The sequence below is a fragment of the Draconibacterium sediminis genome (assembly GCF_000949475.1).
Classification (GTDB): domain Bacteria; phylum Bacteroidota; class Bacteroidia; order Bacteroidales; family Prolixibacteraceae; genus Draconibacterium; species Draconibacterium sediminis.
On sequence record NZ_JRHC01000001.1, the window covers coordinates 805,191 to 820,441 of the forward strand.

Annotated in this window: 17 protein-coding genes; 8 read left to right on the forward strand and 9 right to left on the reverse strand. The window is 41.7% G+C overall.

The window, feature by feature from the left end; all coding sequences use genetic code 11:
* The 6 genes from nrfD to LH29_RS03325 all read left to right on the forward strand — a co-directional run bounded on the left by nrfD (position 1) and on the right by LH29_RS03325 (position 5,072).
* Positions 1–942: an NrfD/PsrC family molybdoenzyme membrane anchor subunit gene (gene nrfD / locus LH29_RS03300; RefSeq protein WP_045026092.1), complete on the forward strand. Its 942-nt coding sequence runs from the start codon at positions 1–3 to the stop codon at positions 940–942.
* Between the two features lie 20 nt (positions 943–962).
* Positions 963–1,499, forward strand: coding sequence for a YeeE/YedE thiosulfate transporter family protein (locus tag LH29_RS03305; RefSeq protein ID WP_045026093.1), 537 nt, complete (start codon positions 963–965; stop codon positions 1,497–1,499).
* Positions 1,500–1,639: 140 nt separating this feature from the next.
* The gene (locus tag LH29_RS03310) at positions 1,640–2,242 is read left to right on the forward strand and encodes a YeeE/YedE thiosulfate transporter family protein (RefSeq protein ID WP_045026094.1); all 603 of its coding nucleotides are present in this window, start codon (positions 1,640–1,642) and stop codon (positions 2,240–2,242) included.
* Between the two features lie 13 nt (positions 2,243–2,255).
* A complete protein-coding gene (locus LH29_RS03315; RefSeq protein ID WP_082063393.1) occupies positions 2,256–2,867 on the forward strand; it encodes a rhodanese-like domain-containing protein in 612 nt (203 codons plus the stop codon).
* A gap of 27 nt (positions 2,868–2,894) precedes the next feature.
* Positions 2,895–3,533, forward strand: coding sequence for a rhodanese-like domain-containing protein (locus LH29_RS03320; RefSeq protein ID WP_082063394.1), 639 nt, complete (start codon positions 2,895–2,897; stop codon positions 3,531–3,533).
* 375 nt (positions 3,534–3,908) lie between these two features.
* Positions 3,909–5,072 carry a sigma-54-dependent transcriptional regulator gene (locus LH29_RS03325; RefSeq protein WP_045026097.1) on the forward strand — a complete coding sequence of 388 codons (1,164 nt, stop codon included), beginning with the start codon at positions 3,909–3,911 and terminating at the stop codon, positions 5,070–5,072.
* Positions 5,073–6,059: 987 nt separating this feature from the next.
* Here the strand turns inward: LH29_RS03325 and LH29_RS03330 are convergent.
* The 6 genes from LH29_RS03330 to rsfS are packed head-to-tail and all read right to left on the reverse strand — an operon-like array spanning position 6,060 to position 10,961.
* A complete protein-coding gene (locus tag LH29_RS03330; protein WP_045026098.1) occupies positions 6,060–6,806 on the reverse strand; it encodes a CDP-alcohol phosphatidyltransferase family protein in 747 nt (248 codons plus the stop codon).
* Positions 6,807–6,819: 13 nt separating this feature from the next.
* Positions 6,820–7,647 carry a phosphatidate cytidylyltransferase gene (locus LH29_RS03335; protein WP_157493549.1) on the reverse strand — a complete coding sequence of 276 codons (828 nt, stop codon included), beginning with the start codon at positions 7,645–7,647 and terminating at the stop codon, positions 6,820–6,822.
* The gene (locus LH29_RS03340) at positions 7,640–7,849 is read right to left on the reverse strand and encodes a putative signal transducing protein (protein ID WP_052670575.1); all 210 of its coding nucleotides are present in this window, start codon (positions 7,847–7,849) and stop codon (positions 7,640–7,642) included. Before LH29_RS03340 ends, LH29_RS03335 begins: the two co-directional genes overlap by 8 nt.
* 49 nt (positions 7,850–7,898) lie before the next feature.
* Positions 7,899–8,513 carry a LutC/YkgG family protein gene (locus LH29_RS03345; protein WP_045026100.1) on the reverse strand — a complete coding sequence of 205 codons (615 nt, stop codon included), beginning with the start codon at positions 8,511–8,513 and terminating at the stop codon, positions 7,899–7,901.
* The gene (ftsH, locus tag LH29_RS03350) at positions 8,514–10,586 is read right to left on the reverse strand and encodes an ATP-dependent zinc metalloprotease FtsH (RefSeq protein ID WP_082063395.1); all 2,073 of its coding nucleotides are present in this window, start codon (positions 10,584–10,586) and stop codon (positions 8,514–8,516) included.
* A gap of 6 nt (positions 10,587–10,592) precedes the next feature.
* The gene (rsfS, locus tag LH29_RS03355; RefSeq protein ID WP_045026101.1) at positions 10,593–10,961 is read right to left on the reverse strand and encodes a ribosome silencing factor; all 369 of its coding nucleotides are present in this window, start codon (positions 10,959–10,961) and stop codon (positions 10,593–10,595) included.
* 80 nt (positions 10,962–11,041) lie between these two features.
* Between rsfS and LH29_RS03360 the strand changes: the two genes are divergently transcribed.
* Positions 11,042–11,782: a biotin--[acetyl-CoA-carboxylase] ligase gene (locus tag LH29_RS03360; protein WP_045026102.1), complete on the forward strand. Its 741-nt coding sequence runs from the start codon at positions 11,042–11,044 to the stop codon at positions 11,780–11,782.
* A gap of 256 nt (positions 11,783–12,038) precedes the next feature.
* On the opposite strand, the gene LH29_RS03365 is transcribed toward LH29_RS03360, so the two are convergent.
* Together LH29_RS03365 and pyrE are read right to left on the reverse strand one after the other, a co-directional pair.
* Complete coding sequence (locus tag LH29_RS03365) at positions 12,039–12,488, reverse strand: hypothetical protein (RefSeq protein ID WP_045026103.1); 450 nt, start codon at positions 12,486–12,488, stop codon at positions 12,039–12,041.
* Positions 12,489–12,557: 69 nt separating this feature from the next.
* Complete coding sequence (pyrE, locus tag LH29_RS03370) at positions 12,558–13,190, reverse strand: orotate phosphoribosyltransferase (RefSeq protein WP_045026104.1); 633 nt, start codon at positions 13,188–13,190, stop codon at positions 12,558–12,560.
* Between the two features lie 109 nt (positions 13,191–13,299).
* Here pyrE and LH29_RS03375 point away from each other — a divergent pair, with 109 nt between their 5' ends.
* Positions 13,300–13,839: an NUDIX hydrolase gene (locus tag LH29_RS03375; RefSeq protein ID WP_198152336.1), complete on the forward strand. Its 540-nt coding sequence runs from the start codon at positions 13,300–13,302 to the stop codon at positions 13,837–13,839.
* Here LH29_RS03375 and LH29_RS03380 read toward each other — a convergent pair.
* Positions 13,827–15,248, reverse strand: coding sequence for a peroxiredoxin family protein (locus LH29_RS03380; RefSeq protein WP_045026105.1), 1,422 nt, complete (start codon positions 15,246–15,248; stop codon positions 13,827–13,829). The genes LH29_RS03375 and LH29_RS03380 overlap by 13 nt on opposite strands.
* Between the last annotated feature and the right edge of the window lie 3 nt (positions 15,249–15,251).

The following is a 15,251-nucleotide window of genomic DNA, read 5'->3' on the forward strand; positions in this document are numbered from 1 at the left end:
ATGAAAGAAGAATTATTTGTAAGCGGACGAAATATTCCGAACATCGATCCATACCTTAATATATGGCACTGGCAAATTCCACTCTATTTGTTTTTAGGTGGTTTGGCCGCAGGCATATTGTTTTTTGCCGGATATTTTGTTGTCAGGGGGAAAGAGAAAGAAATGAAAACAACCGTAAAAATTGCGCCAATCATTGCTCCAATAGCACTGATATTGGGCTTATTTGCGCTGTTTCTTGATTTAAAACACAAACTTTTCTTTTGGCAATTGTACACCACCATCCGATTGGAATCGCCAATGGGTTGGGGAGCCTGGACATTGATGATCATTACTCCGATATCGTTTATCTGGGTTGCCAGTTACATGAAAGAACTGATACCGGGCTGGAACTGGAAATTTGATTTCCTGGAGAAGTTCGAAGCTTTTGTAATAAAACACAGAGTTAGCTTGGCGTGGATTATGATGATTTATGCAATCATCCTGGGTGTTTATACCGGTATATTGCTTTCAGCATTTAATGCGCGTCCGTTGTGGAATACATCCATACTTGGGCCACTGTTCCTTGTTTCGGGATTCTCTACCGGACTTGCAACCATCATTTGGATGAGTAAAGACGCCAACGAACGGAAAATACTAAGCCGGATCGACCTTGTTTTTATTATCATCGAAATCTTTCTCATCGTTCACCTTTTTATGGGATTCCTGGCCGGTTCAGAAACAGCAATCGAAGCTGCAAACTTGTTCCTTGGCGGAGAATTTACTGTAAGTTTCTGGGTGTTTGTGGTGGTTATCGGATTAATCTTTCCTGCATTATTCGAGACACTCGAAATTTGGGGAATGCACGTACCAAAATGGTTACCTCCGGTAATGATATTGTTTGGTGGTTTTATGTTCCGTTTTATTATGGTTGAAGCCGGACAGATAACACGTTACCTCTATTGATAATTTTATAAGTATAGAAAATGAATTTAGAAAAAGATACAATACAACAACCGAAATACATCAATCCTTATCTGGGTGGTGTTTTACTCGGGTTAGTGGTTCTGGCAACCGTATTTATTACCGGTCGTGGGTTGGGTGCCAGCGGAGCAGTTAAAAGTGCAGTTGTAACAACATCAAATACTATTGCGCCAAAAGCTACTGAGGCAAACCATTATATGAGCCAGTTTATTAGCGACGATCATTCGCCAATGTATACCTGGCTGGTATTCGAATCGCTGGGGCTTTTACTGGGTGGTGTTCTTTCGGGAATTGTCTTCGGAAGGATCAAGAAATTCAGAATTGACAAAGGACCTCGTATTTCCAATAGAAAGCGACTCATTTTGGCCCTTATCGGCGGAGCACTTTTTGGATTGGGAAGTCAGTTTGGCCGCGGATGTACCAGTGGAGCCGCATTAAGTGGTACAGCAACTTTTGCCTTGGGGGGCGTAATTGTAATGTTTGCCATTTTTGGTACCGGGTACGCAGTGGCTTACTTTTTCAGAAAATATTGGATCTAAGGAAAGTTGACAGTTAACAGTAGCAGTTACCAGTAATTTCTGAAAACTGAGACTGAAAACTGAAACTGAGAACTGAATACCGGGTATCAAAAAAAAAGATGAATTATCATTCAAACAATAGAACATTAAAAAAATAAGATATGGGACCTTTAATTCCTAATGGTGTAATTGGCGGCGGATGGGATTTTGTTATCGCAATTTTGCTGGGAGTCGCTTTTGGATTTGTTCTCGAAGCATCAGGATTTTCTTCTTCAAGAAACCTGGCCGGTGTATTTTACGGCTACAACTTTGTTGTGCTTCGCGTATTTTTTACTGCCTTAATCGTAGCAATGGTTGGTCTGCTGTATTTCGATTATGTGGGTTGGCTGAATCTCTCGCAAATATTTATTCTACCAACGTTTTTAACCCCAATGATAGTTGGTGGCGTAATAATGGGAGTTGGTTTTGTGCTGGGGGGCTTTTGCCCGGGAACCAGCTTTACCGGAATTGCAATTGGTAAACTCGATGCATTGTTTTTTACAATAGGACTTTATCTGGGAATCTTCGGATTTTCACTGGCATATCCTCTTTTCGAAGACTTCTTTACCAGCGGAGACATGGGAAATGTAACGCTTATGGAAATCACCGGACTTCCGGCTCCGTACTTTGCCGTGGCATTTACAGTGGTGGCACTTGCTGCCTTTTGGGGAACAATGTTTGTCGAGAAGCGCGTGCGTAAAAACATGAAGCAGTATAAATTCTAAACGACTGAAAAAGATGAATAGAAACTATATTTTACTAACCGTACTTATGCTTGTGTTGGCGGTAGGCACCTTGTTTTTAACCACTGATGACGAGCCAAAACAAATTGCTCCGGAGGAGTTGTTGCAGCAAATTATTCAGCCTACACGATATGTAACAACCGACCAGGTAGCTAAGATGATCATTCAGGGCGACCCTTCGTTGTTGATGGTTGACGTACGTTCGGCAGATGAGTATGACGAATATGCATTGCCGGGTTCGGTAAATATTCCTCTTGAGGAACTTTTAAACGAAGGCAATATGGGATACTTCGGAGTACCCGGAGTTAAAGTGGTATTTATTTCCAACGACGATATCCGCGCCGATCAAACTTGGGTGTTAACCAAACGTTTGGGAGTTGATGGCACGTACGTAATGAAAGGTGGCTTAAACTGCTGGATGCAAACCATAATTGAGCCTTCGCAACCTGATGCCGATGCACCTTCTGTTGACCATGCGCTTTATGCCTTTCGCAAGGGAGCACAAATTTATTTCACAGGCGCCGAGTCGGCAACTACCGACGACGGTAATGTTGAAGTACAGGTTCGCCGAAGAGAAAAAACTAATGTTGCAGCCGGTGGTTGCTAAATTCTAACTATCGAAAAAATTAATAGCATGCATATACATGAACGAAATCCGTGGAGAACATTAATCGCAGTATCCGTATTTGTGGTTATTCTCGTTATTGGTTTTTTAACCATGCCAAAACCGTTGTTTGAATACGAAAAAAGCATGGACGAAAGCATAGAGGCTTTGCTCAATGGAGAGGACTATTTCTACCCCTGGGAGCTGGAAGATGTGATTGCCAATAAACCCGACAGTATCGTTTTGTTTGATATCCGCGACAACTTCGTGTTCGGACAGGGACATATTCCAGGGGCCGAGAATTTATCGGCAAGTACTTTGGCCGATCCCGATAACCTGGAGCGTTTAACCGCACTTCGCGATATGGGTGTAAGCATCGTTTTATATGGCGAAAACGAACTACAGGCCAATGGCCCATGGATGTTTTTCCGCCAGGTAGGTTTTAACAACATCAAACTGTTACTGGGTGGTTACGAGTATTACAAAGCCAATGAAGATGATTTGTACAGTACTATTGACGACGATGCATATTTTAGCGGATTTCCGCGGTTTAACTATGCTGAAATGGCCGCCCCAAAAGACGGTTCGGAGCTAAATGCCGATCAGGACAACAAACCTGTTCAGGTACGCCGCCGCGAAAAAACAAGTGTTGCCGCAGGAGGTTGCTAAAAAACCATATTATACCAATTGTATTTCAACGTGAGCTTTAAGCGAAATGTTGAGATTACAATGGTTAATGCCGATAATAAACGAAAGAGACTTTAGGAGTTTGCGAACTAAAGACTCATTTCGATATTAAATCGGTATTAGTATATATTAAAAGTCCCGTTGAAATTTTTCATCGGGATTTTTTTTGTCTTATGCTGAAATGAAATTCTCCCGAATTTGCGCTACATTTTGGTGATGGTCTCACTCCAAGCGAGGCTATCACTGGAGAAGTGTCAGCAGGTTGATAAGTAAATACGCAACGATATTTTATTGGAATCATTTTTGTAAAGCGTTCTGCTGTAATAATTGTTATATTCGAAATTAAAATAGAAACGCATGTCAAAGATTCTGGTAATAGACGACGAGAGAAGCATCAGAAATACGCTAAAAGATATTCTTGAATACGAGAAATATGAAGTAGATCTGGCAGAAGATGGAACTAAAGGAATTGAGAAAATTCGTTCGGCCGAGTACGATATTGTACTTTGTGACATAAAAATGCCGGGACTGGATGGCATTGAAGTTTTGGAACGCCTGGTGGTTTTGGCGCCCGATACTCCGGTGGTAATGATATCCGGACACGGAAATATTGATACCGCTGTTGATTCGATAAAAAAAGGAGCTTTCGATTATATTGAAAAGCCATTGGATTTGAACCGTTTGCTGATTACCATCCGCAATGCCATGGATAAATCAACGCTGGTTACCGAAACCAAAATTCTGAAGAAAAAGGTTAATAAGAAATTTGAAATCGTGGGCGAGTCAAAAGCCATTACCGAAATTATTGAAATGGCCGACCGCGTTGCGCCAACCGATGCCCGGGTGCTGATTACCGGTGCCAACGGATCGGGGAAAGAGCTGGTAGCCCGCCGTATTCACGATCACAGCAATCGCGCGTCAGGGCCATTTGTTGAAGTGAATTGTGCAGCTATTCCCTCTGAATTGATCGAAAGTGAGTTGTTTGGTCACGAAAAAGGAGCCTTTACTTCGGCAGTGAAACAACGCAAGGGTAAATTTGAGCAGGCCAATGGCGGAACACTTTTTCTTGATGAGATTGGCGATATGAGCCTTTCGGCACAAGCCAAAGTGTTACGTGCGTTGCAGGAAAGTATTATCAGCCGTGTAGGTGGCGATAAACACATAAAAGTTGATGTACGCGTAGTGGCTGCTACCAATAAAAACCTGGCCAACGAGATCGATCAGAATAAATTTCGCGAAGACCTTTATCACCGTTTAAGTGTGATTCTGATTCATGTTCCAACACTTAACGAGCGGCTTGATGATATTCCTTTGCTGGCCAATCATTTTATTAAACAAATTTGTGGCGAGTACGGTATGCAGGAAAAAACAATTACCGAAAAGGGCATAACCGAGTTGCAAAAAATTAACTGGACCGGTAATATCCGCGAGTTCCGGAATGTAATTGAAAGGCTTATTATTTTGTGCGATAAGGAAATTACCGAGGCTGATGTATTAAAATTCGCCGCTCCTTTAAAATAGAATTCTTTAAATTATTCCTCAATCTAAAAACATCTTGACTGATTTGTTGTTAAGTATGTAACAAAGTAGTTTATAACGTTCTGTAACGTTTGCTGCTAAAGATATTAGCCTCTGGTTTCGGAAGTCAATTTGTCATGGCGTATTATTAATCTTTCCCTCGGGAAAATATTTTCTTCCGTTTTCAGAGGCTTTTCTTTTGGAAATTTCCCACTGATATTAAATAGAAATTTCACGCAGAGAACGCAGATCACCCGTAAAATCCGGTGGATTAATATAGAGATTAACTATTATTCCATGCCTGCCGGCGGCCTTCATTTTTGTCTTACCACAAAAACGAAGCAAAAAAGGCAAGGCTGCTTTTGATCGTTACCCTGCGTTTTCATAAAACCCAAGTTCGGACGGGTGATCTCCTCGCCCACTCAGAGCTTCCCGCTCTCACTAAGGCTTTATTTCAACTCCAGGCAACGACCAAAAGAGGCCGTCCACTAATGCAGCGTTAGCAACATCGGAGCCTGGCCTCGTCCGGTGAGCCGGAAAACAAGCGGTGTCGGCGTTAAAAAATTACTGTTGTTTGAGGAGGTACGACGAGTTTCAGAAATTTTAGCCGGCATCGAGTAGCTTTTCCGAGCGAAGTGGGCGCAGCCTTGGGTTTTCTGTCTACTCTTTGGGCTAAACCAAAGAGTAGAATCCGGCTGATAAGCCAAATCATTGTTGCTTATGCTTGGTTGTTTTTATTCAATATCGAAACTTATCGGTGAGATATTTTTACTTCTCCACCTACTTTTCAATGTGATCCGAGAATGCTAAGTTTTTCGCGAAGGACGCAAATCAGATTTCAGCACCTTTGCGAACTTTGCGCTTCTTTTTTTTGCTTTGCGTGAAACGATACTACTCTTTAAAAACTCCGTAGGAGTTCGATTATAATAAGGATTTGAAAAACAAAAGTACACAACCCGGTACGGGTTGGATAACCAATATTGTCTCGGTTTAAAATTCCACCTTAAACAAGTAAAAAATCACATTCAGAATAATGTAGAGCAGAATGATCAGCGCCAATCCGTAAACGTTTAAAACGATTAATAAAATGGCTGATATCGCCAGGAAAAGGTAACGATACCAGTTATCTTTTAAACGCAGGTTTTTCACTTTCAGCGAAAACATGGGCATGTTGATCACCATCATCCCCGACATAAAAATACCCAGAAAAACCAGGTTTTTTGTTGAATACAGCGATTGAAAAATATCGTGGTATTTCGGGAATTCGAGCATCAACCCAAGTGAAGCCCAAAAAATTCCGTTGGATGGAATAGGCAAACCTCTGAAAAATGGTTCGTCGCTGGTAAACACATTAAATTTTGCCAGGCGGATAGCTCCAAAAACCGGCACTAAAAATGCCGAGAAAAGAATAATCCACTGCCACCAATCTGCAGTAATCTCGTGTATCGGTTGGTTTTCTCCGAATAACGAAAACTCGAGCAAAGTAAAAAGAATAGCACCCGGTGCCACACCAAACGAAACCAGATCGGATAAGGAATCGAGCTGTTTCCCGATTTCAGAATAAGCTTTTAACGCTCGTGCTGCCAGCCCGTCGGCAAAGTCGAAAACCGATGCGGCACAAATAAAAATCCCTGCCCAGATCAGGTGCCCGTCGATGGCAAAAATGGTAGCAATTACTCCTGATAAAAGGTTGAGGGTGGTAATAAAATTGGGTATCTGTTTAATAATGTTCTTCATTTGTTGTTACGCTTTACACGTTTCCGGTAAAAATGAGCCAAATAAATATTGCAGGGATAACAAAAAGCAAACTATCCAAACGGTCTAAAAATCCGCCGTGACCGGGTAAAAATGTGCCCGAATCCTTTACATCGATTTCGCGTTTTATCTTCGATTCGAATAAGTCGCCCAAAGTGCCAAAAGCCACGGTAAGTACTGCAATAACAATCCAGCTAAGCATACTTACAGCCTGGAACATAACCGCATTTACAATGCCCATAATAATGGCAAAAACGGCACCTCCAATCAGGCCTTCCCACGATTTTGCCGGCGATATATTTTTACACATTTTGTGTTTGCCAAACTGTGTACCCACCAGGTAAGCTGCCGAATCGTTTATCCACAAAATAAAAAATACGCCAACCATTATCCACGGATAAAAGGTATTTTGCCCATTAATTGAAGTGTGCACAACAAAGTTCATCAAACTAAACGGCAGCGCAATGTAGGCAAAGCCCAGTGTGCTTGAACCCGCATTCTTTAGGGTGTCTTTGTCGCTTCTGAAAATTTCGACAATAAGCAGTATTACAACTATGACAATAAAACTAAAGCCAAACTGGCGCGGCAGATAATTATTTGATAAGCCAAAACAAATCAGGAAAAAGATAACGCCAAATATACTTCCGACAATGCGCGAAGGATGATGACCGGCTTTTTCCACCATGGCATAAAATTCATATTGGGTGATAAACAAAAGAGTTGCAAATACCACCGCAAAGACGATCGGATGCAACAGCGTTCCGCCTAGCATTACGGCTATATAAATAACTCCGGTAAGAGAGCGTTTAAGTAAATTACTCACCTTTTAATTCTTTGATTAGGTTAATAGCTTCGTTACGGTTTTCATCGGCAACATAAATTCTGTACTCGCCAAAATTCCGGTATGCCGAATCGTGTTGGTTAAGAACAACAATTTTTATCCCGGCACTTTCAAGCAGGTCTTTGGCCATTTCTGCTTTGTATTCGTGTGCTGTCATAAAAATCATTTCCCAACCTTTCTCCATGCTGCAAAGTTAACAAAATCTGCTTTCCGAGAAGTTAATAAGTGTGAAGCTAGTACAGAAACACATGCAGTTCGCGCGGTCCGTGAGCCCCCATAACCAGCGTTTTTTCAATATCCGCTGTTCGGCTTGGGCCGGTAATTAGGGTAATTTGTGAAGGCAGCTGATCGGGATATTTCTCGCGGATTTTAGTATAAGCGGAATGAAGGTAGTCAACCAGTTGGTCTTTACGGGCAATAACAATGTGTTGCGGCGCATACACCGATAGTTGCCGGCCTCCCTGTAATGCAGAGCTTACCATTACCGATCCGGTGTGTGCAATTAAAAACTCACAGGAAGTGATTCCTGCTTCTATCGCTTGTTGCCTTTCCCTGTAATTTTGATGTTCAATTTCGTTTTTTGTGAGTAATTCCTGAAGTTCTTTTTCAGCACAAACCACTTCTGTTTTTGGAACATCCTGCAACACCGTTTTTAGCTTCTCAATAAGCTCTTCTTCCGATTTGCACAAATAAACACTCCCGTTTACCGCCTCCAGATTTTCTTTAAATGCCTGACTTAAAGATTTTTCAATAGAGTGATAAACGGGAGCGTCAAAATCTGGCATCTCCGGCTCGGGGTGAATAGCTTTTTTAAGCTTGTTCAGTATTTCTTCTCGAGCCGATGCCATTTATTCTGTTGTTGTTTCCTCCTCGTGATTTTCTTCGGTTTTTGCCTGTGTATCTTTGATAAGATCTGTTTTCACGGGTTTTTCACCGTTTCCGTTTTCCGAAATTACGTGTTTTTTATCCCACGGGCGTTTTCCAAAAATTTCTTCCAGATCTTCACTAAATATCACCTCGCGTTCAAGCAGCAGGTTGGCCAGTTTTGTATGTCCTTCCGTATTATCTTTCAGAATTTGTTTTGCACGCACATACTGGCTGTCAATCAGGATTTTTACTTCTTCGTCAATCAGTTCTGCCGTTTTTTCGCTGTACGGTTTGGTAAATGTAAAGTCTGATTGGCCGGTTGAGTCGTAAAAGCTAATGTTCCCAACTTTTTCGCTCATTCCGAAAATACTCACCATGGCATAAGCCTGCTTGGTTACTTTTTCCAGGTCGTTTTGTGCGCCCGACGAAATTTTACCAAAAATAATTTCCTCCGCTGCACGTCCGCCCAGTGCCGATGCCATTTCATCCAGCAATTGATCTTTTGTGGTGATCGAACGTTCTTCAGGCAAATACCAGGCAGCTCCCAGCGCTTTCCCGCGCGGAACAATAGTTACCTTAACCAGTGGATGTGCATATTCCAGCAACCAGCTAATGGTGGCGTGACCTGCTTCGTGGAAAGCAATTGTTTTCTTTTCTTCCTGCGAAATGATTTTATTTTTCTTTTCCAAACCTCCGATAATACGGTCAACGGCGTCAAGGAAATCCTGTTTAACAATAGCATCCCTGTTTCTGCGGGCTGCTATTAAGGCTGCTTCGTTACAAACGTTGGCGATATCGGCACCTGAGAATCCCGGTGTTTGTTTGGCCAGAAAATCAACTTTTACCTCTTCGCTCAGTTTTAAGGGACGTAAATGAACATTGAAAATCTCACCACGCTCATTCAGATCGGGTAACTCAACGTGAATCTGGCGGTCGAAACGTCCGGCACGCATTAAGGCACGGTCCAGAATATCGGCACGGTTGGTAGCTGCCAAAATGATTACCCCGCTGTTGGTGTCAAAACCATCCATTTCGGTGAGCAGCTGGTTTAGCGTATTTTCGCGTTCGTCGTTCGATCCCATATTTGGGTTTTTACCACGGGCACGTCCGATGGCGTCAATCTCGTCAATAAACACAATACACGGTGCTTTTTCTTTGGCTTGCTTAAACAAATCGCGAACACGCGATGCTCCAACTCCTACAAACATTTCCACAAAATCGGAACCCGACATGCTGAAAAACGGAACGTTTGCTTCGCCTGCAACAGCCTTGGCAAGCAGGGTTTTACCTGTTCCCGGAGGGCCAACCAAAAGTGCACCTTTCGGAATTTTACCACCTAGCTTGGTATATTTTGCCGGGCTTTTCAGGAATTCTACAATCTCTTCCACCTCCTGTTTGGCTTCTGCCAGTCCGGCAACATCTTTAAAGTTTGTCGATACTCTCTGGTCTTTATCAAAAACTTTTGCCTGCGATTTTCCAACATTAAAAATACCGCCGGCACCTCCTCCTCCGGCACCACCACGACTCATTCTACGGAAAATCCACCACCACAGCAAAATTATCAGTACAAAAGGCCCGATCGACCAGATAATGTCGCGCGCCCAATTCTGCTCATCTTCGTACACCGGAAAGACTTTGTCTTCCATATTTTCCTGAGCAACCTTAAGGTCGTCGGCAAAATTCTCAATGGGTCCGGTGTTCAGTTTAAAATGCGGGCCAATATCTGATGGTTTCGAGAAGTTCCCTTCAAACTGCGATTCGTAATTTTTTATCCGGTCTTCTTTCAAATAGATCCGGGCAATTTTTTCATTTATTACTACAATACGTTTAACATCGCCGTTTTGCAACATTTGTTTTACCTCGGGCCACGATGTGTCAACAGGGCCTTTGCTGGTGCTGATGTAATATTGTACAATAAGAAAAACAACAGCTATAATCCCGTAAATCCAATAGGCATTGAATTTTGGCGGTTTTCCGTTGTTTTTGGGATTTAGTTTCCCAAAAGGGTTGTTCAGATTGTTCTGATCTTTTTTGTTATTTTGTTTATCTGTCATGGTCTTTTAATCTTCTTCTTCAATTTGTGTAATTTTTGCATCAGCCCAAAGTCCTTCAAGGTTGTAAAACCGGCGTGCTTCTTCCTGGAAAACATGTACCATAACATCTCCGTAATCCAACAATATCCAAAGTGCATTTCGGTAGCCGTCGCGATGCCAAACATCTTCGCCGGTAATTTCTTTTACCGTTTCTTCTACCGTGTGTGCAATTGAATCAACATGTGTTGAGGAGGTTCCGTGGCATATAATAAAATGTCCACATTCAGTGTGGCCGATACTTTCCAGATCAACGTGTTTTATCTCTTTTCCTTTTATCCGATGAATACCTTCAAGAATTGCTTCTATTAAAACCTTTGATTCTTCTGCTTTATTCATAAAAATTTATTGTACCCTACAAAGATAATCTTTTTGTCCATTAACCATTTTTTAAGAGAATGGTTTACTTTTGAAATTATATGTTTTTAACGGACAAAAATATCATTGTTTTTAATGAGCTCGATAGTACCAACAACTATGCCAAGCAACTGGTGCGGGAAAAGGCGGCTCAAGGCACTGTCGTTTTGGCACATTACCAGGAAAGTGGACGTGGGCAGGTTGGTAATTTTTGGGAAAGCGAACGCGATAAAAATTTGCTTTTTAGTGTGCTATTATACCCCGGTTTTTTAGAAGCGGGGAAACAGTTTTATATCTCGAAAGTTGTAAGCCTGGCTTTGGCCGACGTACTTAAACAGCATTTAAATGATGTAAAAATTAAGTGGCCCAATGATATTTATGTGGGCGAAAAGAAAATTGCCGGCATTTTAATTGAAAACACGGTGAAGGGCATAGCACTTGATTCTTCGATAGTTGGAGTGGGGGTGAACGTTAATCAGGAGGAATTTCTGTCGGATGCACCCAACCCGGTATCGATGAAACAGCTTTTGAAAAAAGAATTTGAAATTCAGGATATTTTAAAAGCTTTTTTGCAGAAGCTTGAGAATTATATCGAGATTTTGCGAGAGGGAAGACTCGAAAAAGTAGATGCGGAATATTTTCAAGCTTTATTCAGAAACGAGGGTTTGCATCCGTACCGCAAAGACGGCAAAGAGTTTAGCGCCAGAATTGCAGGCATTGGCAGTTTTGGGCAGCTCCAGTTGGAAGAGCCCGACGGAAATGTAACGGAATATATGTTTAAAGAGGTGGAGTTTGTTGTGTAAAAAAGATTGATGGGATTGAAAGGAAGATTGAATCAGATTGATTAATTGAAAAATTGTTGAATGCTACTTTGCAAAATAGTGAGTTACATTCAACTATAATATCTCAGCGTTGCTCTGTGAAAATCTCTGTGTTACTCTGTGGTAAAAAAATTGCCTACTAATTTGCCAGCTGCCTATTCCTTCTAAAATCTACAATCGTTAATCATCATTCGAAATTCTTTCTGAGCTGAAAACTGAAAACTGCGACTGAAAACTGTTACTGATAGGGCAACTTCGAAAGCGTGTCGGCCAATTGATTAATGCCTTCTTCCAGTTTGCTTCCGGCCATCATTTTAATCATCATACTCATTTCTGCATGCAGCGTTAAGCGCATTTTTGTTTTGTATTCATTAACCGGCATTAATTGAATCCAGAACGTAAAACTCAGCGGTAAACCACCCGAACTTTTCACTTTTATTGTTTTAAATGGTTCGCGGTTAACAATCTTAATTTCGGCAAGTCCCAGTCCGGTGATGTTGAATTTACACGAATCGCGGTCCGACTCAAAATCGGTAATTTTAATTTGCGGAACCTTTTCAGTTATTTTCTCTATCAACCCAGAATTAAGGTAAGTAGACAGGTTTTCGAAATTCGACAGGTAATTAAAAACCACCTGCTGGTTGTGCTCGATAACTTTTACTTCGCTAACGTATTTGTTGAGTGCCATAGTAGTAATAAAAAATCCCGCCCCCAATAACCATCAGGAGCGGGAAATATTTAATGTCTTTATTTTCTGTTATTTTCCCCAGTTTGCAGGGTCTTCGCGCCACTCCATCAGCGACTCCACCTGGTCTTTTGAAATGTCGCCTCTTTCCAGCGAAAAGTCGATCAGGATCTGGTAACGGCTTAATGAAGTAAGTTCAATACCCGCTTTCTCGAAGTTTTCTTTTGCCAATGGGAAGTTGTAAGTGAAAATTGAAACCATTCCCACAACATCGCCACCAAAGTTGTTAACGGCCTCGGCAGCTTTCAAACTGCTGATTCCAGTAGAAACAAGGTCTTCAACCACAACAACTTTTTTGAATGGTTTCAGGTCGCCTTCGATCAGGTTTTCCAATCCGTGACCTTTTGGTTTCGAACGAACATAAATAAAGGGAAGTCCTAATTTGTCGGCTACCAATGCTCCAATTGCAATGGCTCCGGTAGCTACCCCTGCAATTACTTCTGCCTCCGGGTATTTTTCCTGAATCAGCTGAACAAATGCGTCGCGAATAAAAGCGCGGGTATCAGGATAAGATAGCGTTTTTCTGTTGTCGCAATAAATTGGAGATTTCCAACCCGATGCCCATGTAAATGGATTATCTGGTTGTATCTTTATCGTGTTAATTTCAAGTAATCGCTTGGTTACTTCTGTTTGTATATTTTCCATAATGATGTGCAATTTTAATTCAATGCAAAAGTATAAAGTTTTTTTGAATGAAAAGAGGATCGGTTTTGTGCCGGGCGCGAATATAACATTGAGTAAACTATGCCAAATTTTGACCGAAAACAGCGGCATTGACGAGATAATGCGCTGGTTATCGGATTTTGAAAACAGTGATATCCCGGAAACTGTTGTAGAACATCCTGAGATTGAGAAACTGTTTCAAAATTTCAGATCGGCATTTTTGCCGGTTGATGCTGCAGGCGGTATTGTAAAACGTGACGAGAAATTGCTGTTTATTTTCAGAAACGGTAAGTGGGATCTGCCCAAAGGAAAAATTGATGAAGGAGAAAGTATTGAAACAGCCGCTTTACGCGAAGTGGAAGAAGAATGTGGCATTACAAATCATTCCATTGTAAAAGCGCTGCCATCAACCTATCATATTTACAAATCGCCGTACAAAAATACACTGGGGCAGTGGATTTTTAAAGAAACCTTTTGGTTTGAAATGGACTATCAAGGAATGGAAACACCAATTCCTCAGGAGGAAGAAGGCATTACCGAGGTGCGCTGGTTTCAGCCGAATGAGCTGGACGAGGTACTCGAAAATACCTACGAAAACCTTAAAGAACTGATTGAGCTTTACCGGGCCTGATTGCGCTGACGCATAAACAGTTCGTTGCGCAGCCAGGTGCCAAATTGTTGCTCGAAACCGTTAAGCGGTGCTTTGGCATCATCGAAAACGACCTGGTGTTTTTCGTTTAGCAGAAAACATTGTGGAAACGACCGGACTTTATATTCTGCAATGGTCTTATTTTCTGTGTCGATTAACACGGTTGCGGGCACCTTATTTTCTTCAAAAAAACTGTCAATTCCCGCTCTGTCGGTGTTTCGCAGCACCACAAAAATATCGAGGTTTTTATTAAACAGTTCGTTCAGGCGGCTCAGGTATTTTAAGTGCTCCTGACAAATTACTGTTTCAACATCGGCGAAAACAATGTATTTAAATTTCTCCTGGCTGTTGTTGGTACAAAGCTTTTTGCCGCTAATGTCGCTTAAACAAATGGCCGGTGCTTCGCTTCCTTTTTCCAGAAATGAGATTTTGGCGGCAACGTTTTTTGCTGCCTCACGGATTTTTGTTTCGCGGTTGCCTGTAAAGTGTTTGCTGGCAATCATATTTTTTATGGCTTTCACCGGAAACTCTTTGGAGTAAAAACCATCGTGCAGCATTTTTAATAAAACCAAATCGGCCATGGTTCCGGAGAGTTTATATTTCGTCGAAATAAAATCAAGCAAAGCGCTAATGTTTTCGCCGGCAACTGCAGCTGATACTTTTGCTCCTCCAATGGCTTTTGCCGAAAAGCTAAGTTGCTTGTTGAAAGTTTTGTCGAATAAGGTTTTAAACGACTGATGTCCCCAGAATTTCGGTGAAATTGATTGGAAAACAGCGGAATAATCTTCTGGACTCATTCTGAAAATATCAGCTTCCATAAGTTTTAAGCGCAAGGTTTTATGCAGCTCAAAACTTTCTGATCCTTTTTCAGGGAAAGCCTCGTCGATGCCGGCTTTTAGTCGGTTAAAGGCAGCTTCGGATTGCTGAAAGTATAAGGCGTTAAAATCTCTGTCTGTCAGTTCGTTAAGTTTTTGCTCAAAGCGGCTGATCTTGTCGTTGAGCATATCGCCATTGTTGGTATAAATCCAAAAAGCAATGGGCTGGAAGTAAGGATTTTTTTGGTCGGCAAACGATTTCTTTTTTAATGGAGGAAGTTTTAAATCAATGCTTACTCCCGGCTCCAGCAATAACATTCCGCGGTAAATACCAAATTCGGAGAAAGTAAAAAACGGCTCATCAATTTGTATAGAAGCCTCGCATGTTCCTTCGCTGTTGAATTTTAAAGTGAAAGCCACTTTATTGTTGTTCGAAATCGGGTCGGCAAAGGCATAAAAAGTAAGCTCTTCGTTGGCGTATTCGGGATTGGTACAACGAATGCTTGTGCTCCTTCCATTTAACGAAAAGCTCAGCGCCGCGATGAGGATTATCAGAAAACGTATGCTATGGTTCATAGG

Coding starts and splice junctions, on each gene's coding strand:
- LH29_RS03310 (WP_045026094.1), top strand. CDS start 1,640: ATGGGACCTTTAATTCCTAATGGTGTAATTGGCGGCGGATGGGATTTT.
- LH29_RS03315 (WP_082063393.1), top strand. CDS start 2,256: ATGAATAGAAACTATATTTTACTAACCGTACTTATGCTTGTGTTGGCG.
- LH29_RS03380 (WP_045026105.1), bottom strand. CDS start 15,248: ATGAACCATAGCATACGTTTTCTGATAATCCTCATCGCGGCGCTGAGC.
- LH29_RS03320 (WP_082063394.1), top strand. CDS start 2,895: ATGCATATACATGAACGAAATCCGTGGAGAACATTAATCGCAGTATCC.
- LH29_RS03305 (WP_045026093.1), top strand. CDS start 963: ATGAATTTAGAAAAAGATACAATACAACAACCGAAATACATCAATCCT.
- LH29_RS03360 (WP_045026102.1), top strand. CDS start 11,042: ATGTTTTTAACGGACAAAAATATCATTGTTTTTAATGAGCTCGATAGT.
- LH29_RS03325 (WP_045026097.1), top strand. CDS start 3,909: ATGTCAAAGATTCTGGTAATAGACGACGAGAGAAGCATCAGAAATACG.
- LH29_RS03365 (WP_045026103.1), bottom strand. CDS start 12,488: ATGGCACTCAACAAATACGTTAGCGAAGTAAAAGTTATCGAGCACAAC.
- nrfD (WP_045026092.1), top strand. CDS start 1: ATGAAAGAAGAATTATTTGTAAGCGGACGAAATATTCCGAACATCGAT.
- pyrE (WP_045026104.1), bottom strand. CDS start 13,190: ATGGAAAATATACAAACAGAAGTAACCAAGCGATTACTTGAAATTAAC.
- LH29_RS03330 (WP_045026098.1), bottom strand. CDS start 6,806: ATGAAGAACATTATTAAACAGATACCCAATTTTATTACCACCCTCAAC.
- ftsH (WP_082063395.1), bottom strand. CDS start 10,586: ATGACAGATAAACAAAATAACAAAAAAGATCAGAACAATCTGAACAAC.
- LH29_RS03340 (WP_052670575.1), bottom strand. CDS start 7,849: ATGGAGAAAGGTTGGGAAATGATTTTTATGACAGCACACGAATACAAA.
- rsfS (WP_045026101.1), bottom strand. CDS start 10,961: ATGAATAAAGCAGAAGAATCAAAGGTTTTAATAGAAGCAATTCTTGAA.
- LH29_RS03345 (WP_045026100.1), bottom strand. CDS start 8,513: ATGGCATCGGCTCGAGAAGAAATACTGAACAAGCTTAAAAAAGCTATT.